We start from the raw sequence: 24,129 nt of genomic DNA, 5'->3' as shown, positions 1-24,129 counted from the left end.
AAGTTTAATTCTTTGAGCGTCAAACTTTTAAATTGAAGAGTTTGATCATGGCTCAGATTGAACGCTGGCGGCAGGCCTAACACATGCAAGTCGAACGGTAACAGAAAGAAGCTTGCTTCTTTGCTGACGAGTGGCGGACGGGTGAGTAATGTCTGGGAAACTGCCCGATGGAGGGGGATAACTACTGGAAACGGTAGCTAATACCGCATAACGTCGCAAGACCAAAGAGGGGGACCTTCGGGCCTCTTGCCATCGGATGTGCCCAGATGGGATTAGCTAGTAGGCGGGGTAACGGCCCACCTAGGCGACGATCTCTAGCTGGTCTGAGAGGATGACCAGCCACACTGGAACTGAGACACGGTCCAGACTCCTACGGGAGGCAGCAGTGGGGAATATTGCACAATGGGCGCAAGCCTGATGCAGCCATGCCGCGTGTATGAAGAAGGCCTTCGGGTTGTAAAGTACTTTCAGCGGGGAGGAAGGGAGTAAAGTTAATACCTTTGCTCATTGACGTTACCCGCAGAAGAAGCACCGGCTAACTCCGTGCCAGCAGCCGCGGTAATACGGAGGGTGCAAGCGTTAATCGGAATTACTGGGCGTAAAGCGCACGCAGGCGGTTTGTTAAGTCAGATGTGAAATCCCCGGGCTCAACCTGGGAACTGCATCTGATACTGGCAAGCTTGAGTCTCGTAGAGGGGGGTAGAATTCCAGGTGTAGCGGTGAAATGCGTAGAGATCTGGAGGAATACCGGTGGCGAAGGCGGCCCCCTGGACGAAGACTGACGCTCAGGTGCGAAAGCGTGGGGAGCAAACAGGATTAGATACCCTGGTAGTCCACGCCGTAAACGATGTCGACTTGGAGGTTGTGCCCTTGAGGCGTGGCTTCCGGAGCTAACGCGTTAAGTCGACCGCCTGGGGAGTACGGCCGCAAGGTTAAAACTCAAATGAATTGACGGGGGCCCGCACAAGCGGTGGAGCATGTGGTTTAATTCGATGCAACGCGAAGAACCTTACCTGGTCTTGACATCCACAGAACATTCCAGAGATGGGATGGTGCCTTCGGGAACTGTGAGACAGGTGCTGCATGGCTGTCGTCAGCTCGTGTTGTGAAATGTTGGGTTAAGTCCCGCAACGAGCGCAACCCTTATCCTTTGTTGCCAGCGGTCCGGCCGGGAACTCAAAGGAGACTGCCAGTGATAAACTGGAGGAAGGTGGGGATGACGTCAAGTCATCATGGCCCTTACGACCAGGGCTACACACGTGCTACAATGGCGCATACAAAGAGAAGCGACCTCGCGAGAGCAAGCGGACCTCATAAAGTGCGTCGTAGTCCGGATTGGAGTCTGCAACTCGACTCCATGAAGTCGGAATCGCTAGTAATCGTGGATCAGAATGCCACGGTGAATACGTTCCCGGGCCTTGTACACACCGCCCGTCACACCATGGGAGTGGGTTGCAAAAGAAGTAGGTAGCTTAACCTTCGGGAGGGCGCTTACCACTTTGTGATTCATGACTGGGGTGAAGTCGTAACAAGGTAACCGTAGGGGAACCTGCGGTTGGATCACCTCCTTACCTTAAAGAACTGTTCTTTGAAGTGCTCACACAGATTGTCTGATAGAAAGTGAAAAGCAAGGCGTCTTGCGAAGCAGACTGATACGTCCCCTTCGTCTAGAGGCCCAGGACACCGCCCTTTCACGGCGGTAACAGGGGTTCGAATCCCCTAGGGGACGCCACTTGCTGGTTTGTGAGTGAAAGTCGCCGGCCACTGTATCTCAAAACTCACTTACGAGTGATGTTTGAGATATTTGCTCTTTAAAAATCTGGATCAAGCTGAAAATTGAAACACTGAACAACGAAAGTTGTTCGTGAGTCTCTCAAATTTTCGCAACACGATGATGGTTCGTAAGAAACATCTTCGGGTTGTGAGGTTAAGCGACTAAGCGTACACGGTGGATGCCCTGGCAGTCAGAGGCGATGAAGGACGTGCTAATCTGCGATAAGCGTCGGTAAGGTGATATGAACCGTTATAACCGGCGATTTCCGAATGGGGAAACCCAGTGTGATCCGTCACACTATCATTAACTGAATCCATAGGTTAATGAGGCGAACCGGGGGAACTGAAACATCTAAGTACCCCGAGGAAAAGAAATCAACCGAGATTCCCCCAGTAGCGGCGAGCGAACGGGGAGGAGCCCAGAGCCTGAATCAGTATGTGTGTTAGTGGAAGCGTCTGGAAAGGCGTGCGATACAGGGTGACAGCCCCGTACACAAAAATGCACATGCTGTGAGCTCGATGAGTAGGGCGGGACACGTGGTATCCTGTCTGAATATGGGGGGACCATCCTCCAAGGCTAAATACTCCTGACTGACCGATAGTGAACCAGTACCGTGAGGGAAAGGCGAAAAGAACCCCGGCGAGGGGAGTGAAAAAGAACCTGAAACCGTGTACGTACAAGCAGTGGGAGCCTCTTTAATGGGGTGACTGCGTACCTTTTGTATAATGGGTCAGCGACTTATATTCTGTAGCAAGGTTAACCGAATAGGGGAGCCGAAGGGAAACCGAGTCTTAACTGGGCGTTAAGTTGCAGGGTATAGACCCGAAACCCGGTGATCTAGCCATGGGCAGGTTGAAGGTTGGGTAACACTAACTGGAGGACCGAACCGACTAATGTTGAAAAATTAGCGGATGACTTGTGGCTGGGGGGGAAAGGCCAATCAAACCGGGAGATAGCTGGTTCTCCCCGAAAGCTATTTAGGTAGCGCCTCGTGAATTCATCTCCGGGGGTAGAGCACTGTTTCGGCAAGGGGGTCATCCCGACTTACCAACCCGATGCAAACTGCGAATACCGGAGAATGTTATCACGGGAGACACACGGCGGGTGCTAACGTCCGTCGTGAAGAGGGAAACAACCCAGACCGCCAGCTAAGGTCCCAAAGTCATGGTTAAGTGGGAAACGATGTGGGAAGGCCCAGACAGCCAGGATGTTGGCTTAGAAGCAGCCATCATTTAAAGAAAGCGTAATAGCTCACTGGTCGAGTCGGCCTGCGCGGAAGATGTAACGGGGCTAAACCATGCACCGAAGCTGCGGCAGCGACACTATGTGTTGTTGGGTAGGGGAGCGTTCTGTAAGCCGTTGAAGGTGTGCTGTGAGGCATGCTGGAGGTATCAGAAGTGCGAATGCTGACATAAGTAACGATAAAGCGGGTGAAAAGCCCGCTCGCCGGAAGACCAAGGGTTCCTGTCCAACGTTAATCGGGGCAGGGTGAGTCGACCCCTAAGGCGAGGCCGAAAGGCGTAGTCGATGGGAAACAGGTTAATATTCCTGTACTTGGTGTTACTGCGAAGGGGGGACGGAGAAGGCTATGTTGGCCGGGCGACGGTTGTCCCGGTTTAAGCGTGTAGGCTGATTTTCCAGGCAAATCCGGAGAATCAAGGCTGAGGCGTGATGACGAGGCACTACGGTGCTGAAGCAACAAATGCCCTGCTTCCAGGAAAAGCCTCTAAGCATCAGGTAACATCAAATCGTACCCCAAACCGACACAGGTGGTCAGGTAGAGAATACCAAGGCGCTTGAGAGAACTCGGGTGAAGGAACTAGGCAAAATGGTGCCGTAACTTCGGGAGAAGGCACGCTGATATGTAGGTGAAGCGACTTGCTCGTGGAGCTGAAATCAGTCGAAGATACCAGCTGGCTGCAACTGTTTATTAAAAACACAGCACTGTGCAAACACGAAAGTGGACGTATACGGTGTGACGCCTGCCCGGTGCCGGAAGGTTAATTGATGGGGTCAGCCGCAAGGCGAAGCTCTTGATCGAAGCCCCGGTAAACGGCGGCCGTAACTATAACGGTCCTAAGGTAGCGAAATTCCTTGTCGGGTAAGTTCCGACCTGCACGAATGGCGTAATGATGGCCAGGCTGTCTCCACCCGAGACTCAGTGAAATTGAACTCGCTGTGAAGATGCAGTGTACCCGCGGCAAGACGGAAAGACCCCGTGAACCTTTACTATAGCTTGACACTGAACATTGAGCCTTGATGTGTAGGATAGGTGGGAGGCTTTGAAGTGTGGACGCCAGTCTGCATGGAGCCGACCTTGAAATACCACCCTTTAATGTTTGATGTTCTAACGTTGACCCGTGATCCGGGTTGCGGACAGTGTCTGGTGGGTAGTTTGACTGGGGCGGTCTCCTCCTAAAGAGTAACGGAGGAGCACGAAGGTTGGCTAATCCTGGTCGGACATCAGGAGGTTAGTGCAATGGCATAAGCCAGCTTGACTGCGAGCGTGACGGCGCGAGCAGGTGCGAAAGCAGGTCATAGTGATCCGGTGGTTCTGAATGGAAGGGCCATCGCTCAACGGATAAAAGGTACTCCGGGGATAACAGGCTGATACCGCCCAAGAGTTCATATCGACGGCGGTGTTTGGCACCTCGATGTCGGCTCATCACATCCTGGGGCTGAAGTAGGTCCCAAGGGTATGGCTGTTCGCCATTTAAAGTGGTACGCGAGCTGGGTTTAGAACGTCGTGAGACAGTTCGGTCCCTATCTGCCGTGGGCGCTGGAGAACTGAGGGGGGCTGCTCCTAGTACGAGAGGACCGGAGTGGACGCATCACTGGTGTTCGGGTTGTCATGCCAATGGCACTGCCCGGTAGCTAAATGCGGAAGAGATAAGTGCTGAAAGCATCTAAGCACGAAACTTGCCCCGAGATGAGTTCTCCCTGAGACTTTAAGTCTCCTGAAGGAACGTTGAAGACGACGACGTTGATAGGCCGGGTGTGTAAGCGCAGCGATGCGTTGAGCTAACCGGTACTAATGAACCGTGAGGCTTAACCTTACAACGCCGAAGATGTTTTGGCGGATGAGAGAAGATTTTCAGCCTGATACAGATTAGATTAGCCGGCGATAAGCGGGTTGATAAACAGAATTTGCCTGGCGGAGATAGCGCGGTGGTCCCACCTGACCCCATGCCGAACTCAGAAGTGAAACGCCGTAGCGCCGATGGTAGTGTGGGGTCTCCCCATGCGAGAGTAGGGAACTGCCAGGCATCAAATAAAGCGAAAGGCCATCCGTAAGGATGGCCTTTTTGCGCTGGTGCGGAAAAATGCCGGATGCGATGCTGGCGAGCCTTATCTGTCCTGCGCAGGGTTACGGTAGGGGTCAGCAGCGCATTATTCCCCCCTATACGCCAGATTCAGTAGCGGATACGGTTTCCCCAACCTGTCCGCTTCCATACGATCGCCTCACCTGCAATCCATCCTTAATATCCGCAATAATTATTCTTCTGCTAACTAAATTCTCAGTTATGGTTGTGCAAGTAAAATAACAAATGTATAACATTTGTCTTACCAAAAAATAAATAACAACCGACAAAAGCATCGGATTATGGCAGGAGAAATAATGGCATGGCAGAAAGCACTGTAACGGCAGACGGCAAACTGACAAGTAGTGATACTCGTCGCCGCATTTGGGCAATTGTAGGGGCCTCATCAGGTAACCTGGTTGAGTGGTTCGATTTCTATGTCTACTCATTTTGTTCCCTCTATTTCGCCCACATCTTCTTCCCTTCAGATAACACAACCACTCAACTACTACAAACTGCCGGTATTTTTGCCGCAGGATTTCTGATGCGTCCAATAGGCGGCTGGTTATTTGGTCGTATTGCTGACAAACATGGCCGCAAGAAATCGATGCTGCTATCGGTATGTATGATGTGTTTTGGATCACTGGTCATAGCCTGCTTGCCAGGCTATGAAACAATTGGCACCTGGGCTCCGGCGTTGTTACTTCTCGCGCGTTTATTCCAGGGATTATCTGTAGGTGGAGAATATGGCACCAGCGCCACCTATATGAGTGAAGTTGCAGTAGAAGGACGCAAAGGGTTTTACGCTTCATTTCAGTATGTCACGTTGATAGGCGGGCAACTTCTGGCATTGTTGGTTGTGGTGGTTTTACAGCATACAATGGAAGATATCGCGCTTAGAGAGTGGGGGTGGCGTATTCCCTTTGCATTAGGCGCGGTGTTAGCCGTTGTGGCGTTATGGTTACGTCGTCAGTTGGATGAAACTTCGCAACAAGAAACGCGAGCTCTAAAAGAAGCGGGTTCAATGAAGGGATTATGGCGCAATCGCCGTGCATTCATCATGGTTCTCGGCTTTACGGCTGCGGGTTCTCTTTGTTTCTATACCTTCACCACCTATATGCAGAAGTATCTGGTGAATACTGCGGGTATGCACGCCAACGTAGCAAGCGGCATTATGACGGCGGCGCTGTTTGTATTTATGCTCATCCAGCCGATAATTGGAGCATTGTCGGATAAGATTGGCCGTCGGACTTCAATGTTATGTTTCGGCTCTCTGGCCGCTATTTTTACCGTCCCCATTCTTTCGGCATTGCAGAACGTCTCCTCACCTTATGCGGCTTTTGGTTTGGTGATGTGTGCCCTGCTGATTGTGAGTTTTTACACTTCAATTAGTGGGATCCTGAAGGCGGAAATGTTCCCGGCACAGGTTCGCGCATTAGGTGTTGGTCTGTCATATGCGGTCGCGAATGCCATATTTGGTGGCTCAGCGGAGTATGTGGCGTTGTCGCTAAAATCGATAGGAATGGAAACGGCATTCTTCTGGTATGTGACATTGATGGCCGTAGTCGCGTTTCTGGTTTCTTTGATGCTACATCATAAAGGGAAGGGGATGCGTCTTTAGTGATGAGCCATTTGCCAGACCGTATAACCGGTGGTGGCACCGGCTACGTCCCAGGCAAAATCTTTCCAGCTCCAGCCGCTCCCTTCGGGGCGGCTATCCCACAGCTCTTTTGACACGCCCAGACTTACAGAGAACATCAACCCGAACATGGCGCTGCGGTCGCGGCTCATCTCCCGATGCTGTGCATATTCATTTCCTGCCGCTGAAAGCATTGCCGAGGCGATAAAGTGTTGCGCTTTATCCTGTCCGCTCCAGCCATCGTTAGCCCTATGGCTGCAACCAGAAAGCAACAATAGCGAACAGGCAAAAAGAATACGCAACGTGGCCTCCAAAAAACAAACCCCGTACAGGACGGGGTTCAGATTACAGGATACGGCTAATTAATCGGTCGATACGGATACGACGCAAGCGACGGATAAGCTTGCGAACCTTCACCGGATAATCGGCAATACTTTGCAGATCGCGGTAGTGCTTAACGATAGTGGTATGCTCGCGGATCAGATCCAACTCTTTCTCACGCTGCGGCGCAAGCTCCAGTTGCGGATCGTGGATCAAAATGGCGTTTTCCAGATCCAGACGCCAGGCGCGAGGGTTCAGGTTATTACCGGTGATCAGCATCCACTTATCATCAACCCACATCCCTTTCAGGTGATAGGTATTGTCGTCATCTTTCCATAACCGGACCACTAACTGGTCAGTATTGACGTAATACTGCAAACGGCTCAGGAAACGACGCAGATTAATCTCGTAGAGATACGGCAGTGCGCCGATAATCTTGAAAGGTTCATCTTCCGGAATGTAGAAGTCATTTGCGGTTTTATCACCGACAATAATTTCGACTTTTTTCCCTTCGCGCAGCAATTGGATGATATTGCGCACGAGGATGGCCGGTAGGTTGAAGTATGGTGTGCAGATGGTCAGTTTTTGCTCGGCACACGGCATAAGATGGAAAATAGTCTTGTTCAACAGACTCGATTTTCCCAGACCCACTAATGGCGTTACGGAGAGTTGATCGTTATCGGCATCGCCCTGGAAATGATAAGCAGCATCACGCAACTCCTGGCGGAACAGGCGGATATCGTTTTTGATTTCCGGGCTTTTCGGACGGTGAATATCATCCAGACGGTTAACACCGCGACCATTCATAATATTCTGTGTAACCCATTCAAACATAATGTCTGACATTTTACGGTTACGGATCAGATGATAGCGGTCGTAGCGGTATTTATCATGCTGATGCAGGTAAACATCGTTCAGGCTGGCACCGCTATAAAGTACGCTATCGTCGATGATAAAGCCTTTAAAGTGCAGAACGCCCAGGGCTTCACGGGTATTGATCGGAACGCCATAAACCGGAACATCTACGCCCGGGTTTTCCTGCGCCATGCGGCAGTACCAGTCAGCATTGGTATTAGATGCCGTAGCGCCAATGCGCCCACGTTGTGCACGATGCCAGTCGACCAGCACCCGCACATCCAGTTCCGGACGCTGCCGTTTAGCCTCATACAACGCGCTCAGAATGCCTTTGCCACCGTCATCCTGCTCAAGATACAGGGCGACAATGCAAATGCGCTGCTTCGCGCTGGCTATTTTTTCCAGCAGTGTCTCCCGGAAGTCGGCGGGAGCGTAAAAAAAATCGACATCATCAACTGATTGAGAAATCTTGGGTAGTTGGGCAAGGTGTTGTTGATGTTTATTACGCTTAAATTTTGACAACATCACAGTGCATTTCTTCTCTGTTCATTGAAGGGTCCTCTGTGCAATGCAGACGACATAAGCGGGCAATAATAACACCAGTCCCGATTAAGTGGTCAACATTTCCAGTACCTTACTCATGATTCCTCGCGCTGGGCAAGATTTAGCATCAGCCCAACGATCCCCTCTTCGAGCTGGATATCGACGTTAAACCCGAGCTTGCGGGCCAGCGCCACCATGCCACGATTGTTTGGCATCGTAATACCATTCAGACGTTGCAGTCCGTGATCTCGCGTATAGGTAATCAACTTTTCCATTAAGCGTCGACCTAAGCCTAACCCTTTGAGATCCGAGCGCACCAGTACGGCAAATTCGGCATCAATGTTATCAGGATCGGAGATCGCCCGAGTGACGCCAAGGATCTCTTCTTTTTGATCAATACGCCGTACAGCCACAAACGCCATTTCCCGATCGTAGTCGATCTGCGTCATGTTAGCTAAATCTTCATGGGTGAATTCGTTGATCTCGCTAAAGTAACGGTAATAAAGATCTTCTTTGGTGACTCGCGAAATGAATTGCTGAAGTTGTGGCTCATCTTCCGGCAAGATCGGGCGGAACAAGCAACGTTCGCCGTTTTTTAATTCTACCCACTCTTCTAACTGATGTGGGTACGGGCGCACAGCAAGGCGGCTTTCGTTATCGCCTTCGAACGGTGCAATATCCACCGTGACATCCAGTGCGGTAAATTCACTGCCGGAAGCCAGTAAAGGGTGAATATCCAGCCGCTGAATTTCTGGGCAATCGACAATCAGGTTGGAAACCTGCACCAGTAACTGGCTTAAGCCCGCGATGTCGAGTGGACGCAGTGCGCTGCGTGCACGAATTTTTTTACTTTTGATTCCCTGAATGACCAGATAGCGAGCCAGATTCATGTTCAGCGGTGGCAGCGCCACGACAGCTTGATCTTCAGGACGCCACTCCACACCGCCCTCACCAAGCATGATCAACGGCCCGAAAACCGGATCGTGTTCCACGACTACACGCAGCTCCTGAGCGCCAGCACGATTAGCCATACTTTGCACCAACAGGCCGTGGATCCGTGCCTGCGGCCAGGCCATTTTTACCCGATCGAAAATAGCGTTCGCGGCTTGCTGGACTTCATTAGCCGTACGTAAATAGAGCATCACGCCCTGAACTTCCGATTTATGCGGAATATCCGGCGAGCGCAATTTCAGCGCCACCGGATAACCAATCTGTTCTGCAATATGCACAGCTTCGGTGCTGTCAGTGGCAATCCAGGTGGGAAGCGTGTTCATGCCATATGCTTGCAGGATTGGCTGAACCTCATGGGTATCGAGCGATGTCGCTCCTTCGGCAATGGCCTGCTGTAGCAGAATATGCGCTTCTGCGGTATTGGAGGTCAGATTGCTGGGTAACGCCGGTGTTTCGCGTAACTGCTTCTGGTTTCGACGGTACTCAACCATATGCATAAAAGCGGTGATAGTTCCTTCCGGTGTGCGATAGGTCGGAAGCCCGGCTTCACTGAATAAACGTCGCGCCTCTTGCGAGGAGTGTTCGCCGCACCAGTTAGTCAGCAGAGAGACATACTTGCTGCGAGGATGATGTTTTACTGCTTCAATTAATGCCTGTGCGCTTTCTGTGGCAGGCGCAGCGGCGCTGGGGGAATGGATAACCATCAGCGCATCAAAATCCTGGCTGTGGAGCAGAATATCCAGCGTTTTGACATAGTGCTCGCTGCTGGCGTCATCGCGTAGATCAAGCGGGTTAGAGATTGCTACATGTTCTGGCAGGGCATCGCGTAGTTTCTGGCAGGCCTCTTCACTTAACGTTGCCAGTTTACCATTGCGCGACCATAAGGCATCCAGCGCCAGTGCGGCAGGAGCAGCACCGTTGCTGATAATCATCAGCCGGTCGCCACGCAACGGACGCATGTGGCTAAGGGTTTCCACCGCCGAAAACAGTTCGTGGGTGTCCTGCACTCGCAACAAACCGGCACGCTGAATAGCTGCATCCCACGCCGGATCCATACCCGCTGTGGTGTTCAGCAATCTTTGCGCCGCCGGACTACGTCCGCTTTTAATCACCAGAATCGGCTTATTTCGCGAGGCACTACGGGCAGCCGACACAAAGCGTCGTGCGTCGCTTAATTGTTCGAGATAGAGCAAGATGGCGCTGGTTTTGCTGTCGCGTGCCAGGTAGTCGAGCAATTCATCAACGTCGATATCCAGGCTGTCACCGAGCGCAATAAAGTATGAAAACCCCATTTCACGCTGTTGCGCCCAGTCGAGGATGGTGTTGGAGACAGCAGCCGATTGTGAAATAAACGCCAGCTTGCCGCGCTTAATTGGCACTGGCGAAAAGCTGGCATTCAGCCCTTGCCAGGGAGCGAGTAATCCCAGACTGTTTGGTCCAAGCAGGCGCATGTTATGGCGCAGAGCGCAGGCGCGTAGGTCTTCGTGTTGTGATGTCGGTGAAGAAAGAATAATGCAGGTTTTACAGCCTTTCTCTCCAAGCTCTTCCAGAAGAGCAAGATTGCGGCTGGCATTAGTACATAGCACTGCGAGGTCAGGAGTAAAAGGTAAACTGGCGATGTCTGGCCATGCCAGCACGCCCTGTACCGCCTTCCAGGCTGGCGTCACCGGCAGCACCGGTCCGTTAAAGCCTCCAGCCAGCAGGTTACGCATCATCAGGTAACCTGCGCGATTGGGTTTCATCGACGCGCCAATTACCGCAATCGATTTTGGTCGCAGTAGTGCTTCCAGTCCTCGCTGACTCATACCGGTCTCCCGCAGAAGTGACCGAATGATTTTAAACGATTTCTAACTGTTCTGCTGTGATACTACCCAGATGTTGCGTTTTTCCTGCCAGATAGCGCGTTTTAAAGCGAGTGAAATGCTCGCCTAAGCCCGTTGCGGCTTTGGTGTCACCCGCCATATCTAAAAGTGCGATGGCTACCTCAGCGGTGCAATATTGGCCTTCACTCTGAGCTTCACGCAGGCGATAGGCAGACAAACGCGAAAGATCGACGGAAATGACGGGAAGATTATCCAGATACGGACTTTTACGAAACATCTTCCGCGCTTCCGGCCAGGTGCCATCGAGCATGATAAATAGCGGTGGCTTACCAGGAGGAGGCGTAAAGATCACTTCTCGTTGCTCATCCGCATATGAGGCAGGAAAAACCACCATTGGCTGGTAATACGGGTTTTGCACCAGATCCAGCAGTTCTTGCGATGGTTCGGTACGTGACCATTGAAACGCGACGGTATCTGGCAAGATATCGGCAATCAAACGTCCAGTATTGCTGGGTTTCATTGGCTCGGTGTCAAACATCAGCAAACAAAAGCGGCTTTTTGCTTCCGTTGGGGTGATGGTTGAACAGAGGCATAATTTCTCTGGCAAAAGGCAGCGTTGGCAACGACGAACGCGATTACCACGGGCAAGAAAAGGACGTGTTGCGCGCGCAATACGCTCGGCGCGTAACTGGAGAACAGCGTTTTCGGTCATAAGAGAGCGTCGAAAAAATGCCATTGTCGCAGAGGAGAAAACGGGGCACAAGATGCGCCCCGATAAGATTAAAGAGATTCGTTCAGCCAGCTATCAAACGGTGCTTTCGGCACTGCGCCGTTAAGCATGTCGACAACCTGACCATTTTTGAAAATCATGATCGTCGGAATACTGCGAATACCAAAGCGACTGCTTAATTCACGTTCAGCTTCGGTATTCACTTTTACAAAACGCACTTTACCGCTACGCTCTTGTGCAACATCTTCAAAAATCGGTGCGAAGTTACGGCAAGGGCCGCACCACGGTGCCCAGAAGTCGATCACCACAGGCAGATCGTCTTTCAGCAATTTGTCGAGTGTTTCACCGGTCGCATTAATCACCTCTCCGTCAAACAGGTCGTGACCGCAGCGTCCGCATTTTGCCGCATCGTCAATCCGTTCGTCGGGAATGCGGTTGATGGCCTGACAATGGGTACAAACGGTATTCATAACTAACCTCGGGATGAGTAAGGAGACTTATCGGCAACGACGCCGGTATGTTTCTAATATGTTACATATTATCGAGGGCATTGTTCCAGACAACAATCTGTTTTATTCAATGGGTATGATAGTCGCAGGCTTTGGAACGAAATCATGGCGAACCGCGCGCACTTCGGGTAATCTGCGCGCTTCGCGCAGCGCTGGTGGAGAAAAGCATGAACGATGAAATGAAAAGCAAAAGCGGCAAGGTCAAAGTGATGTATGTCCGCAGTGATGATGATTCTGATAAACGAACCCACAACCCGCGAACCGGGAAAGGGGGCGGGCGTCCAGGAAAATCTCGTGCCGACGGTGGCCGTCGCCCCGCCCGCGATGACAAACAGAGTCAGCCCCGTGACCGCAAGTGGGAAGAGTCGCCGTGGCGAACTGTTTCCCGCGCGCCGGGTGATGAGGCACCGGAAAAGGCCGATCACGGTGGCATCAGTGGTAAAAGTTTTATTGATCCGGAAGTGTTGCGTCGTCAGCGTGCGGAAGAAACCCGCGTCTACGGCGAAAACGCATGTCAGGCACTGTTCCAGAGCCGTCCGGAAGCGATTGTTCGCGCCTGGTTTATCCAGAGTGTAACGCCGCGTTTTAAAGAAGCATTGCGCTGGATGGCGGCAAACCGCAAAGCGTACCACGTGGTAGATGAAGCCGAGCTGGCAAAAGCGTCAGGCACGGAACATCACGGCGGCGTTTGCTTCCTGATCAAAAAGCGCAACGGCACAACCGTGCAGCAGTGGGTAAGCCAGGCAGGTGCACAGGATTGCGTACTGGCGTTGGAAAATGAATCTAACCCACATAATCTGGGCGGGATGATGCGTAGCTGTGCGCACTTCGGCGTGAAAGGTGTTGTTGTGCAGGATGCGGCGTTGCTGGAATCGGGTGCGGCTATCCGTACCGCAGAAGGTGGCGCAGAGCATGTGCAACCGATTACTGGCGACAACATTGTCAATGTGCTGGATGATTTCCGTCAGGCGGGTTACACCGTGGTGACCACTTCCAGCGAACAGGGCCAACCACTGTTCAAAACCAGTTTGCCAGCGAAAATGGTGTTGGTTTTGGGGCAGGAATATGAAGGGTTACCAGATGCTGCGCGTGATCCAAACGATCTGCGAGTGAAGATTGACGGTACTGGCAATGTTGCTGGTCTGAATATCTCTGTCGCAACGGGTGTTCTGCTTGGTGAATGGTGGCGTCAGAATAAAGCCTGATAAATCAGCCGGATGGCAGTTCTGCCATCCGGCATTTTCCCGCAAATTTACTCGCTCTCTGCCGGTAATACAGGTATCCAGTTAATCGGCTTCTCGCCACGTTGTTCCAGCCACTGATTTGCCAGTACAAAATGGTTACAGCCAAAGAATCCACGATGGGCCGATAACGGCGACGGATGCGGTGCTTTCAGTACGTGATGGCGTTGCTTATCTATAATTGCCCCTTTCTTTTGCGCATGCGACCCCCACAGTAAAAACACCACGCCTTCGCGATGCTGATTAATCAGGCTGATGACTTTATCGGTGAACGTCTCCCAGCCGAGGCTGGCGTGGGAATGCGCCTGACCTGCACGTACAGTCAATACGGTATTGAGCAGCAGCACGCCCTGGCGCGCCCAGCTTTCCAGGTAACCATGCGTCGGGCGGGTAAAGCCTGGGATGGTATTTTCCAGCTCTTTATACATATTCAGCAGTGACGGCGGTGTCGCAATACCGGGACGAACAGAAAATGCCAGACCATGTGCCTGTCCAGGTCCGTGGTAAGGATCCTGGCCGAGAATCACAACTTTGACATCGCTCAACTCAGTAAAACGGAAGGCATTAAAGACATCTTTTTGTGGCGGATAGATAGTGATGCCAGACTGCCGCTCACTGGCGACGGTCTGAAGGGTATTAAGAAAATAGGGTTGCTGCTTCTCTTCAGCCAGCACGTCATGCCAGGTTAATTCGTTAGCCATCTCGCTCTCCTGCGGATCTTCAATCCACCTAGCTTAACTGCTTCTTTCTACAGAACAAAATCAAGCTCGTTTTTTAGACACAATCGAGTGCAAAAAAATGTAAATTGGTAAAATTTCACACCCGCATAAGTTGATGTAAAACAATAAAATCTATTTGCGACCACGCTTACTGTGTGGTTTTTATTGATTTAAATCAAAGAATCAAGGGTGTTTGAGGAGTATATATACACTCAAGCAACAATGGTTTTACCAATTGGCCGCGACAGGCTGACAAATCAAATAATTTTGCCGGGGAGGCATCACATGATTACAGGTATCCAGATTACTAAAGCCGCTAATGACGATCTGCTGAACTCTTTCTGGCTGCTGGACAGCGAAAAAGGCGAAGCGCGTTGCATCGTTGCGAAAGCAGGTTTTGCAGAAGATGAAGTGGTTGCAGTAAGCAAACTGGGTGATATTGAATACCGTGAAGTTCCAGTAGAAGTTAAACCAGAAGTTCGCGTGGAAGGTGGTCAGCACCTGAACGTAAACGTTCTGCGTCGCGAAACTCTGGAAGATGCTGTTAAGCATCCGGAAAAATATCCGCAGTTGACTATCCGTGTATCCGGTTATGCAGTTCGCTTCAACTCTCTGACTCCGGAACAGCAGCGCGACGTTATCGCTCGTACCTTTACTGAAAGCCTGTAAGGCTTAAGTAGCAAGATATTACAGAAGCGGAAGAGGGTGACCTCTTCCGCTTTTTGTCTATAGATAACCATCAGTCAGGCTGGTGGTTATCTATAGACAAAAATAATGCCGGGATAAAACCCGGCATTATTTTTACTCTTCTGTCGTTTGCGGCGGCACGCCTGTTCCGCTTGGTTTGCGGCGCTTACCAATATTTTTGGTATCGCGGTGGCGTTTTTTCACCCGTGGCTTCTCTTTCTCTTTAGCCTTTTTCTTCTCGGCGCGTTTTGCCAGGACTTTCTTCGATGGTTTACCCGTCTGTTTCTCGCTTGGCGCACGCGTTTTCGGGCGTAACTCATCAATAACGCGAGCTTTAATCGGCTCTTCAATATAACGACTAACTTTGCCCAGCAGCAGATGGTCATGGGCTTCAACCAGTGAAATCGCGATCCCTTTACGACCGGCGCGAGCGGTACGCCCGATTCGGTGCAAATAGGTATCGCCACTGCGCGGCATATCGAAGTTAAAGACGTGGCTGACATCCGGAATGTCGATACCACGTGCGGCAACGTCGGTGGCAACCAGCACGTTTACGCGACCTTCAGTCAGACGCTTAATTGCTTCATTACGCTTGCCTTGTACCATCTCACCTTCGAGATAGCAGTTGTTGATGCCTGCTTCGCGCAACCAGTTTGCCAGTTCATGCACACGCTCACGCTTGCGCACAAATACGATTGAGCGAGTCGCTTCCGGCTGTTTTAACAGATGTACCAGCAACGCAGTTTTATGCTCAAGGTCATCGGCACGGTAATACCACTGATGAATCTTTTTGCGCTCACGGGTGGATGGATTAGCAGAAACTTCCACCGGATCCTCCAGCAGACGTTCGGCAAAATCCTGAATGGCATCGCCTTCCAGCGTAGCTGAGAAGAGCAGGGTTTGCTTACGCCAGCGAGTTTCGCCAGCAATATGTTCGATATCCTGGGCGAAGCCCATATCCAGCATACGGTCTGCTTCGTCAAGGATCAGTGTTTCAACCGCGCGGCAATCGAAGTTCTCTTCTTTTATGTATTGCAGCAGACGTCCGGTCGTGGCGACCACGATGTCCTGGTTTTCGCTGAACACTTCCGCGTGGTTCATATAGGCCACGCCGCCGGTGATGGTGGCAATATCCAGATGTGTATGTTTCGCCAGTTCACGGGCATGATCGGCCACCTGCATCGCCAGTTCGCGAGTTGGGGTGAGGATCAAAATACGCGGTGGACCGGATTTCTTACGCGGGAAATCGAGCAGGTGCTGCAACGCTGGCAGCAGATACGCCGCCGTTTTACCGGTGCCTGTCGGCGCAGAACCGAGTACATCACGGCCATCGAGCGCAGGCGGAATGGCGGCAGCCTGAATGGCGGTCGGGCGAGTGAAACCTTTATCCTGGAGGGCTTCCAGCAGGCTTTCGTCGAGTTCAAGTTCGGAAAAAGTCGTTACAGTCATGTTCTACCTCTGTGTGGGGCGCTGATTATAGACGTTACGGCTGCAATCTTCATCTGTTTGTATGGATATCGCTTCTCAGGTATTGTTCTTACCCGGTGCTATCGCCGTTTTTACAGCAAGGTTTTATTTTCATGTCACAGTCTACATCCGTGCTTCGTCGTAATGGATTTACTTTTAAACAGTTTTTTGTCGCGCACGATCGCTGTGCGATGAAAGTGGGAACGGATGGAATTTTACTGGGCGCATGGGCTCCTGTGGCAGGGGTAAAACGTTGCCTTGATATCGGCAGTGGTAGCGGGCTACTGGCGCTAATGCTGGCGCAACGAACTGATGACAGCGTGATGATTGATGCAGTTGAACTGGAAAGTGAGGCAGCGGCTCAGGCGCAGGAAAATATCGCGCAGTCCCCGTGGGCAGAGCGGATTAATATCCATACGGCGGATATTCAGCAGTGGATAACCCAGCAGGCCGCGCGTTTTGACTTAATTATCAGTAACCCGCCGTATTATCAGCAGGGGGTTGAGTGCGCGACGCCGCAACGGGAACAGGCGCGCTATACCACTACGTTGGATCACCAGACGTTGCTCACTTGTGCGGCAGAATGCATTACCGAAGAGGGCTTTTTCTGCGTGGTGCTGCCGGAGCAGATCGGTAATGGTTTTACTGAACTGGCATTAACCATGGGATGGCATTTACGTTTACGGACGGACGTGGCGGAAAACGAGGCTCGATTACCGCATCGGGTGCTACTGGCATTCTCCCCACTGGCGGGGGAATACTTTAGCGATCGGTTAGTGATTCGTGGGCCAGACCAGAACTATTCTGAAGCGTATACGGCGCTGACCCAGGCTTTTTATTTGTTTATGTAATGATGGCCAGGTGAGAGAATCGACGGACCGGAATGCGTGAGCAACTCCGGGTAGTCCAGCGTGTAATGCAAGCCCCGGCTCTCCTTGCGCATCATCGCGCAGCGAACAATTAACTCGGCAACCTGCACCAGATTACGCAGTTCCAGTAAATTATTCGACACCCGAAAGTGGGCATAATATTCGTCTATTTCCTGCTGCAACATATTGATCCGTCGCAGGGCACGCTCCAGGCGCTTTGTTGTGCGCACAATACCGACGTAATCCCACATAAACAGACGCAGCTCATGCCAGTTATGTTGGAGCACCACCAGCTCGTCAGGATCCTCAACGCGGCTTTCATCCCATGACGGCAAGCGGTTGACGCCACGTGCATAAGGCATCCGTCTTTCAATGTCTTCCGCCGCCGACCAGCCGTAGACCAGACATTCCAGCAATGAGTTAGAGGCCATTCGGTTAGCGCCATGTAATCCGGTGTAGCTCACTTCGCCAATCGCATACAGCCCATCAACATCAGTACGCCCATAGTCATCCACCATTACACCGCCGCAAGTATAGTGCGCAGCAGGTACTATCGGCACAGGCTCTTTAGTGAGATCAATACCCAGACCCTGCAACTTTTCATAAATCATCGGGAAATGCTGACAAATAAAATCCGCAGGCTTATGACTAATATCCAGGAACATACAATCCGCGCCGAGGCGTTTCATTTCATAGTCAATAGCGCGGGCAACAATATCGCGCGGAGCCAGTTCACCACGCTCATCAAAATCGGGCATAAAGCGTGTGCCGTCCGGGCGCTTCAAATAAGCGCCTTCGCCACGTAAAGCTTCCGTTAACAGGAAGTTCCGCGCCTGTGGATGATACAGCGCCGTTGGGTGGAACTGATTAAATTCGAGATTAGCAACCCGGCAACCGGCGCGCCAGGCCATGGCAATACCATCACCAGAGGAAATATCCGGATTGGTGGTGTACTGATAAACCTTCGATGCGCCGCCAGTTGCCAGCACCACAGCTTTCGCATGACAGGTTTCTACCGCTTCTTTATTGCGATTCCACACCCATGCTCCGACCACTCGTCGCGTCCCCGGCAGACCAATTTTGTCGGAAATAATCAGATCGACTGCGTTGCTGCGTTCCAGTACACGAATATTCGGATGACTCTGCGCCTTGCTCACCAGCGTAGTTTCTACTTCTTTACCAGTGGCGTCGGCGGCATGAAGAATACGGCGGTGGCTATGACCGCCTTCACGGGTCAGATGGTAACTTTCTTCCCCATTTGGTTGCACCTGGGTATCAAACAATACCCCTTGATCGATCAACCATTGCACACAGGAACGCGCATTGCTGGCAACAAACTTAACCGCATGGCTATCGCAAATTCCGGCACCGGCAACCAACGTATCTTCCACATGTGAATCGATACTGTCAGTTTCATCAAACACGGCAGCAATTCCGCCCTGGGCGTAAAACGTCGAGCCTTCAGTAACAGAGCCTTTGCTAAGAACGATGACATGATGCTTATCTGCCAGACGTAGTGCCAGTGAAAGCCCGGCAGCGCCACTACCGATAATCAACACATCACAAGAATATTCAGGGAAAGTATTCATTTTTGTTGTTTAATTTACTAAACACAGTCCGGTCAGCATAGCATCATGTTGTACAATTAAACACCTGCTATTTTAATGTTTGTTACAATGGCTAAACATATTGTTTCTGGGAGGCGGAAAAAAGGGAAGTTGCTCGTCGACGGAGGATTAGGTGGTGAAATAAAAAAGCCGTTGGGTTACTCTTCAGGCAGTTAAATGGGCATTTCTGCACAGATAATGCGTTATTCAGATTCTGTAGACTTATAATGATAGATAATGATCCGTCTACAGCATGACAAACAAAAACAGATGCGTTACGGAACTTTACAAAAACGAGACACTCTAATCTTTTGCTTGCTCAAATTGCAGCTAATGGAGTGGCGTTTCGACAGCGCGTGGAAATTTGGTTTGGGGAGACTTTACCTCGGATGAGCGAGCAGTTAACGGACCAGGTCCTGGTTGAACGGGTCCAGAAGGGAGATCAGAAAGCTTTTAACTTACTGGTAGTGCGCTATCAGCATAAAGTGGCGAGTCTGGTTTCCCGCTATGTGCCGTCGGGTGATGTTCCCGATGTGGTACAAGAAGCTTTTATTAAAGCCTATCGTGCGCTGGATTCGTTCCGGGGAGATAGTGCTTTTTATACATGGCTGTATCGGATTGCTGTAAATACGGCAAAAAATTACCTGGTTGCTCAGGGGCGTCGTCCACCTTCCAGCGATGTGGATGCCATTGAAGCAGAAAACTTCGAAAGTGGCGGCGCGCTGAAAGAAATTTCGAACCCTGAGAACTTAATGTTGTCAGAAGAACTGAGACAGATAGTTTTCCGAACTATTGAGTCCCTCCCGGAAGATTTACGCATGGCAATAACCTTGCGGGAGCTGGATGGTCTGAGCTATGAAGAGATAGCCGCTATCATGGATTGTCCGGTGGGTACGGTGCGTTCACGTATCTTCCGAGCGAGGGAAGCTATTGATAATAAAGTTCAACCGCTTATCAGGCGTTGACGATAGCGGGATACTGGATAAGGGTATTAGGCATGCAGAAAGAACAACTTTCCGCTTTAATGGATGGCGAAACGCTGGATAGTGAGCTGCTTAACGAACTGGCTCACAACCCGGAGATGCAGAAAACCTGGGAAAATTATCACTTAATCCGTGACTCTATGCGGGGTGATACTCCCGAGGTACTCCATTTCGATATCTCTTCACGCGTGATGGCCGCCATTGAAGAAGAGCCCGTTCGCCAACCGACGATATTGATCCCAGAGGCTCAGCCTGCGCCGCATCAATGGCAGAAAATGCCATTCTGGCAGAAAGTTCGTCCGTGGGCGGCACAGCTCACCCAAATGGGTGTAGCGGCATGCGTATCGCTTGCAGTTATCGTTGGCGTCCAGCACTATAATGGACAATCTGAAACGTCCCAGCAGCCCGAAACACCGGTATTTAATACTCTGCCGATGATGGGTAAAGCCAGTCCGGTAAGCCTGGGAGTACCTTCTGAAGCGACCGCGAACAATGGTCAACAGCAGCAGGTACAGGAGCAGCGTCGTCGCATTAATGCCATGTTGCAGGATTACGAATTGCAACGTCGACTCCACTCCGAACAGCTTCAGTTTGAGCAGGCACAGACACAGCAAGCCGCTGTACAGGTGCCAGGAATTCAAACTTTAGGAACGCAATCGCAGTAATGAAGCAACTTTGGTTTGCCATGTCATTAGTGACAGGTAGCCTGTTATTCTCTGCTAACGCCTCGGCCACTCCCGCGTCCGGGGCGTTATTACAGCAGATGAACCTGGCTAGCCAGTCACTGAATTACGAGCTGTCATTCATCAGCATCAATAAACAAGGTGTTGAGTCTCTGCGTTATCGACATGCACGCCTCGATAACCGTCCTCTTGCACAGTTGTTGCAAATGGATGGCCCGCGCCGGGAAGTGGTACAGCGCGGCAATGAAATCAGCTACTTTGAACCGGGTCTTGAACCGTTCACTCTTAATGGCGATTACATTGTTGATTCTCTGCCATCGCTCATCTATACCGATTTCAAACGCCTTTCTCCTTACTACGACTTTATCTCTGTGGGGCGCACCCGTATTGCTGACCGCTTATGTGAGGTAATCCGCGTGGTAGCCCGTGATGGCACACGCTACAGCTACATCGTGTGGATGGACACCGAATCGAAATTACCGATGCGGGTTGATCTCCTTGATCGCGATGGTGAGACACTGGAGCAATTCCGCGTGATCGCTTTCAACGTTAATCAGGATATCAGCAACAGTATGCAGACACTGGCGAAGGCAAACTTGCCGCCTCTGCTTTCTGTACCTGTTGGTGAGAAAGCCAAATTTAACTGGGCTCCAACCTGGTTGCCACAGGGCTTTAGCGAAGTTTCCAGCAGTCGACGTCCGTTACCGACGATGGATAACATGCCCATCGAATCACGTCTCTATTCCGACGGGTTGTTCAGCTTCTCGGTAAACGTTAACCGCGCTACGCCATCCAGTACCGATCAGATGTTGCGAACCGGACGCCGAACAGTCAGCACCAGCATACGCGACAACGCGGAAATCACCATTGTTGGTGAACTGCCACCGCAAACGGCGAAACGAATTGCCGAGAATATTAAGTTTGGGGCAGCGGAATGATCAAAGAGTGGGCTACGGTCGTCTCCTGGCAAAACGGGCAGGCGCTGGTCAGTTGCGATGTTAAAGCTTCATGCAGCAGTTGCGCTTCCCGCGCAGGTTGCGGCAGTCGCGTGTTGAATAAACTAGGCCCGCAAACCACACATACCATCGTCGTATCCTGTGATGAACCGTTAGTGCCGGGGCAGAAAGTTGAATTGGGAATCGCTGAAAGCAGCCTGCTTAGCTCCGCATTATTGGTTTATATGTCGCCGCTGGTGGGATTATTCCTTGTCGCTTCGTTATTTCAGCTACTCTTTGCTTCAGATATTGCAGCATTATGCGGAGCAATCCTCGGCGGCGTTGGTGGATTCCTTATTGCGCGAGGATACTCACGTAAGTTTGCCGCCCGAATAGAATGGCAACCGATCATCTTAAGTGTGGCATTGCCGCCTGGCCTTGTGCGATATGAAGCATCTTCGGAAGACGCGAGCCAGTGATTTCACTGGCTTTATTGTATTTTGCATAACAAATGCGAGGACGTTTCCAGATACCACAATCCATACGGTATGAACATTTCCTCGCCTCAATGTTGTAGTGTAGAATGCGGCGTTTCTATTAATACAGACGTTAAGCTCAGAACAGCGACTTCTAAAAGCCTGGTTAACCGGGCATTAAGGCACAATAATCATACTTTATGAAGAATATACGTAACTTTTCGATCATAGCTCACATTGACCACGGTAAATCGACGCTGTCTGACCGTATTATCCAGATCTGCGGTGGCCTGTCTGACCGTGAAATGGAGGCGCAGGTTCTCGATTCCATGGATCTTGAGCGTGAGCGTGGTATTACTATCAAAGCGCAGAGCGTGACGCTGGACTATAAAGCGTCCGATGGCGAAACCTATCAACTTAACTTTATCGACACCCCGGGTCACGTGGACTTCTCCTATGAAGTATCCCGTTCGCTGGCTGCTTGTGAAGGTGCATTGTTAGTGGTCGATGCAGGGCAGGGCGTAGAAGCGCAAACCCTGGCAAACTGCTACACCGCGATGGAAATGGACCTCGAGGTGGTGCCGGTACTTAACAAAATTGACTTACCAGCAGCCGATCCTGAACGCGTTGCGGAAGAAATCGAAGATATCGTCGGCATCGACGCTACCGACGCAGTGCGTTGCTCGGCAAAAACAGGTGTTGGTGTGCAGGATGTACTGGAACGTCTGGTGCGTGACATTCCGCCGCCGGAGGGAGATCCAGAAGGCCCATTGCAGGCACTGATTATCGACTCCTGGTTCGACAACTACCTGGGCGTTGTTTCACTTATCCGTATTAAAAACGGCACCCTGCGTAAGGGTGATAAAGTGAAAGTCATGAGTACCGGGCAGACTTATAACGCCGACCGCCTGGGTATTTTCACGCCGAAGCAAGTTGATCGTACTGAACTGAAATGTGGTGAAGTAGGTTGGTTGGTTTGTGCGATTAAAGATATTCACGGCGCACCAGTAGGCGATACCTTAACGCTGGCGCGTAATCCGGCAGAAAAAGCGCTGCCAGGCTTTAAGAAAGTTAAACCTCAGGTTTATGCCGGTCTGTTCCCGGTAAGTTCCGACGACTATGAAGCCTTCCGCGACGCGCTGGGCAAATTGAGTCTGAACGATGCCTCTCTGTTCTACGAGCCGGAAAGTTCTACAGCGCTGGGCTTTGGCTTCCGCTGCGGCTTCCTCGGCCTGCTGCATATGGAGATCATTCAGGAACGTCTGGAACGTGAATACGATCTTGACCTGATTACCACGGCACCGACAGTAGTGTATGAAGTAGAAACTACGGGGAAAGAAGTTATCTACGTCGACAGCCCGTCTAAGCTGCCAGCAGTGAATAACATCTACGAACTGCGTGAGCCGATCGCGGAATGTCACATGCTGCTGCCGCAGGCATATCTCGGTAACGTTATTACGCTGTGCGTAGAAAAACGTGGTGTACAGACCAATATGGTTTACCACGGTAATCAGGTGGCGCTGACGTACGAGATCCCGATGGCGGAAGTGGTGCTCGACTTCTTCGATCGCCTGAAATCTACCTCGCGTGGTTATGCGTCTCTGGATTACAACTTCAAACGCTTCCAGGCTTCCGACATGGTGCGTGTTGACGTTTTAATCAACGGTGAACGTGTCGATGCGCTGGCGTTGATCACCCACCGTGATAATTCGCAAAACCGTGGTCGCGAGCTGGTGGAGAAGATGAAAGATCTAATCCCACGCCAGCAGTTTGATATTGCCATTCAGGCAGCGATTGGTACGCACATTATCGCGCGTTCCACCGTGAAGCAGCTTCGTAAAAACGTACTGGCCAAATGTTATGGCGGCGATATCAGCCGTAAGAAAAAGCTGCTGCAGAAGCAGAAAGAAGGTAAGAAACGCATGAAGCAGATCGGTAACGTCGAGCTGCCGCAGGAAGCGTTCCTCGCCATTCTGCATGTCGGCAAAGACAACAAATAATCTTTAGGAGTTGGC

At 51.2% G+C, this 24,129-nt stretch carries 18 protein-coding genes, 1 tRNA gene and 3 rRNA genes; 14 read left to right on the top strand and 8 right to left on the bottom strand.

From position 1 onward, the window contains the following. The first annotated feature begins 29 nt into the window (after positions 1-29). The 5 genes from A1WG_RS18160 (at position 30) to kgtP (ending at position 6,697) form a co-directional block, all read left to right on the top strand. Positions 30-1,571: ribosomal RNA gene (locus tag A1WG_RS18160) — 16S ribosomal RNA — on the top strand. Positions 1,572-1,656: 85 nt separating this feature from the next. Beyond that, positions 1,657-1,732, top strand: a tRNA-Glu gene (locus A1WG_RS18165). A gap of 193 nt (positions 1,733-1,925) precedes the next feature. Next, positions 1,926-4,830 (top strand): 23S ribosomal RNA (locus A1WG_RS18170). A gap of 94 nt (positions 4,831-4,924) precedes the next feature. Beyond that, positions 4,925-5,040 (top strand): 5S ribosomal RNA (gene rrf, locus A1WG_RS18175). Together the 16S, 23S and 5S rRNA genes with 1 tRNA gene alongside form the textbook arrangement of a ribosomal RNA operon. Positions 5,041-5,398: 358 nt before the next feature. Then, positions 5,399-6,697 (top strand): alpha-ketoglutarate permease, encoded by a 1,299-nt coding sequence (gene kgtP / locus A1WG_RS18180; RefSeq protein WP_001516904.1) that lies wholly within the window; start codon positions 5,399-5,401, stop codon positions 6,695-6,697. Here kgtP and A1WG_RS18185 read toward each other — a convergent pair. From A1WG_RS18185 to trxC, 5 genes are all read right to left on the bottom strand, one after another. After that, the gene (locus A1WG_RS18185; RefSeq protein WP_001516903.1) at positions 6,694-7,017 is read right to left on the bottom strand and encodes a YfiM family lipoprotein; all 324 of its coding nucleotides are present in this window, start codon (positions 7,015-7,017) and stop codon (positions 6,694-6,696) included. The two genes, kgtP and A1WG_RS18185, sit on opposite strands and share 4 nt — an antisense overlap. 43 nt (positions 7,018-7,060) lie before the next feature. Further along, positions 7,061-8,416, bottom strand: a complete 1,356-nt coding sequence (gene pssA, locus A1WG_RS18190) for a CDP-diacylglycerol--serine O-phosphatidyltransferase (RefSeq protein WP_001516902.1) — start codon at positions 8,414-8,416, stop codon at positions 7,061-7,063. Between the two features lie 113 nt (positions 8,417-8,529). After that, positions 8,530-11,190, bottom strand: a complete 2,661-nt coding sequence (gene patZ / locus A1WG_RS18195; protein ID WP_001516901.1) for a peptidyl-lysine N-acetyltransferase PatZ — start codon at positions 11,188-11,190, stop codon at positions 8,530-8,532. Positions 11,191-11,221: 31 nt separating this feature from the next. After that, a complete protein-coding gene (gene tapT, locus A1WG_RS18200) occupies positions 11,222-11,920 on the bottom strand; it encodes a tRNA-uridine aminocarboxypropyltransferase (protein ID WP_001516900.1) in 699 nt (232 codons plus the stop codon). A gap of 68 nt (positions 11,921-11,988) precedes the next feature. After that, positions 11,989-12,408, bottom strand: coding sequence for a thioredoxin TrxC (gene trxC, locus A1WG_RS18205; protein WP_001098736.1), 420 nt, complete (start codon positions 12,406-12,408; stop codon positions 11,989-11,991). A gap of 206 nt (positions 12,409-12,614) precedes the next feature. Between trxC and A1WG_RS18210 the strand changes: the two genes are divergently transcribed. After that, a complete protein-coding gene (locus tag A1WG_RS18210; protein WP_000997429.1) occupies positions 12,615-13,652 on the top strand; it encodes a tRNA/rRNA methyltransferase in 1,038 nt (345 codons plus the stop codon). Positions 13,653-13,699: 47 nt separating this feature from the next. Here the strand turns inward: A1WG_RS18210 and ung are convergent, their stop codons facing one another. Further along, positions 13,700-14,389, bottom strand: coding sequence for a uracil-DNA glycosylase (gene ung, locus A1WG_RS18215; RefSeq protein ID WP_001262704.1), 690 nt, complete (start codon positions 14,387-14,389; stop codon positions 13,700-13,702). Between the two features lie 303 nt (positions 14,390-14,692). On the opposite strand from ung, the gene grcA reads away from it, so the two are divergent. Next, entirely contained in the window at positions 14,693-15,076 is a 384-nt protein-coding gene (gene grcA, locus A1WG_RS18220) for an autonomous glycyl radical cofactor GrcA (protein WP_000627804.1), read from the top strand. Positions 15,077-15,208: 132 nt separating this feature from the next. Here grcA and srmB read toward each other — a convergent pair whose 3' ends face one another. After that, complete coding sequence (gene srmB, locus A1WG_RS18225; RefSeq protein WP_000219188.1) at positions 15,209-16,543, bottom strand: ATP-dependent RNA helicase SrmB; 1,335 nt, start codon at positions 16,541-16,543, stop codon at positions 15,209-15,211. Positions 16,544-16,674: 131 nt separating this feature from the next. Between srmB and trmN the strand changes: the two genes are divergently transcribed. Then, positions 16,675-17,412 carry a tRNA(1)(Val) (adenine(37)-N(6))-methyltransferase TrmN gene (gene trmN, locus A1WG_RS18230; RefSeq protein WP_001516899.1) on the top strand — a complete coding sequence of 246 codons (738 nt, stop codon included), beginning with the start codon at positions 16,675-16,677 and terminating at the stop codon, positions 17,410-17,412. Here the strand turns inward: trmN and nadB are convergent. After that, the gene (gene nadB / locus A1WG_RS18235) at positions 17,397-19,019 is read right to left on the bottom strand and encodes an L-aspartate oxidase (protein WP_001516898.1); all 1,623 of its coding nucleotides are present in this window, start codon (positions 19,017-19,019) and stop codon (positions 17,397-17,399) included. The two genes, trmN and nadB, sit on opposite strands and share 16 nt — an antisense overlap. Positions 19,020-19,274: 255 nt before the next feature. Here nadB and rseD point away from each other — a divergent pair, with 255 nt between their 5' ends. The 6 genes from rseD to lepA all read left to right on the top strand — a co-directional run bounded on the left by rseD (position 19,275) and on the right by lepA (position 24,114). Then, the gene (rseD, locus tag A1WG_RS24460) at positions 19,275-19,430 is read left to right on the top strand and encodes a rpoE leader peptide RseD (protein WP_010378892.1); all 156 of its coding nucleotides are present in this window, start codon (positions 19,275-19,277) and stop codon (positions 19,428-19,430) included. Beyond that, positions 19,427-20,002: an RNA polymerase sigma factor RpoE gene (rpoE, locus tag A1WG_RS18240; RefSeq protein WP_001295364.1), complete on the top strand. Its 576-nt coding sequence runs from the start codon at positions 19,427-19,429 to the stop codon at positions 20,000-20,002. The genes rseD and rpoE overlap by 4 nt, the downstream gene beginning before the upstream one ends. Before the next feature lie 32 nt (positions 20,003-20,034). After that, positions 20,035-20,685 (top strand): anti-sigma-E factor RseA, encoded by a 651-nt coding sequence (rseA, locus tag A1WG_RS18245; RefSeq protein ID WP_001168447.1) that lies wholly within the window; start codon positions 20,035-20,037, stop codon positions 20,683-20,685. Further along, the gene (gene rseB, locus A1WG_RS18250) at positions 20,685-21,641 is read left to right on the top strand and encodes a sigma-E factor regulatory protein RseB (protein WP_000812042.1); all 957 of its coding nucleotides are present in this window, start codon (positions 20,685-20,687) and stop codon (positions 21,639-21,641) included. The genes rseA and rseB overlap by 1 nt, the downstream gene beginning before the upstream one ends. Beyond that, entirely contained in the window at positions 21,638-22,117 is a 480-nt protein-coding gene (rseC, locus tag A1WG_RS18255) for a SoxR-reducing system protein RseC (protein ID WP_001516897.1), read from the top strand. The genes rseB and rseC overlap by 4 nt, the downstream gene beginning before the upstream one ends. 197 nt (positions 22,118-22,314) lie before the next feature. Then, a complete protein-coding gene (lepA, locus tag A1WG_RS18260; RefSeq protein ID WP_000790174.1) occupies positions 22,315-24,114 on the top strand; it encodes a translation elongation factor 4 in 1,800 nt (599 codons plus the stop codon). Positions 24,115-24,129 lie beyond the last annotated feature (15 nt).

This window comes from Escherichia sp. KTE96 (assembly GCF_000408525.1).
GTDB lineage: Bacteria > Pseudomonadota > Gammaproteobacteria > Enterobacterales > Enterobacteriaceae > Escherichia > Escherichia marmotae.
This window is presented reverse-complemented; position numbering and strand designations above follow the sequence as displayed.

Coding starts and splice junctions, on each gene's coding strand:
- rseA (WP_001168447.1), top strand. CDS start 20,035: ATGCAGAAAGAACAACTTTCCGCTTTAATGGATGGCGAAACGCTGGAT.
- tapT (WP_001516900.1), bottom strand. CDS start 11,920: ATGACCGAAAACGCTGTTCTCCAGTTACGCGCCGAGCGTATTGCGCGC.
- patZ (WP_001516901.1), bottom strand. CDS start 11,190: ATGAGTCAGCGAGGACTGGAAGCACTACTGCGACCAAAATCGATTGCG.
- pssA (WP_001516902.1), bottom strand. CDS start 8,416: ATGTTGTCAAAATTTAAGCGTAATAAACATCAACAACACCTTGCCCAA.
- nadB (WP_001516898.1), bottom strand. CDS start 19,019: ATGAATACTTTCCCTGAATATTCTTGTGATGTGTTGATTATCGGTAGT.
- grcA (WP_000627804.1), top strand. CDS start 14,693: ATGATTACAGGTATCCAGATTACTAAAGCCGCTAATGACGATCTGCTG.
- trxC (WP_001098736.1), bottom strand. CDS start 12,408: ATGAATACCGTTTGTACCCATTGTCAGGCCATCAACCGCATTCCCGAC.
- rseC (WP_001516897.1), top strand. CDS start 21,638: ATGATCAAAGAGTGGGCTACGGTCGTCTCCTGGCAAAACGGGCAGGCG.
- rseD (WP_010378892.1), top strand. CDS start 19,275: ATGATCCGTCTACAGCATGACAAACAAAAACAGATGCGTTACGGAACT.
- trmN (WP_001516899.1), top strand. CDS start 16,675: ATGTCACAGTCTACATCCGTGCTTCGTCGTAATGGATTTACTTTTAAA.
- srmB (WP_000219188.1), bottom strand. CDS start 16,543: ATGACTGTAACGACTTTTTCCGAACTTGAACTCGACGAAAGCCTGCTG.
- lepA (WP_000790174.1), top strand. CDS start 22,315: ATGAAGAATATACGTAACTTTTCGATCATAGCTCACATTGACCACGGT.
- A1WG_RS18210 (WP_000997429.1), top strand. CDS start 12,615: ATGAACGATGAAATGAAAAGCAAAAGCGGCAAGGTCAAAGTGATGTAT.
- rpoE (WP_001295364.1), top strand. CDS start 19,427: ATGAGCGAGCAGTTAACGGACCAGGTCCTGGTTGAACGGGTCCAGAAG.
- kgtP (WP_001516904.1), top strand. CDS start 5,399: ATGGCAGAAAGCACTGTAACGGCAGACGGCAAACTGACAAGTAGTGAT.
- ung (WP_001262704.1), bottom strand. CDS start 14,389: ATGGCTAACGAATTAACCTGGCATGACGTGCTGGCTGAAGAGAAGCAG.
- rseB (WP_000812042.1), top strand. CDS start 20,685: ATGAAGCAACTTTGGTTTGCCATGTCATTAGTGACAGGTAGCCTGTTA.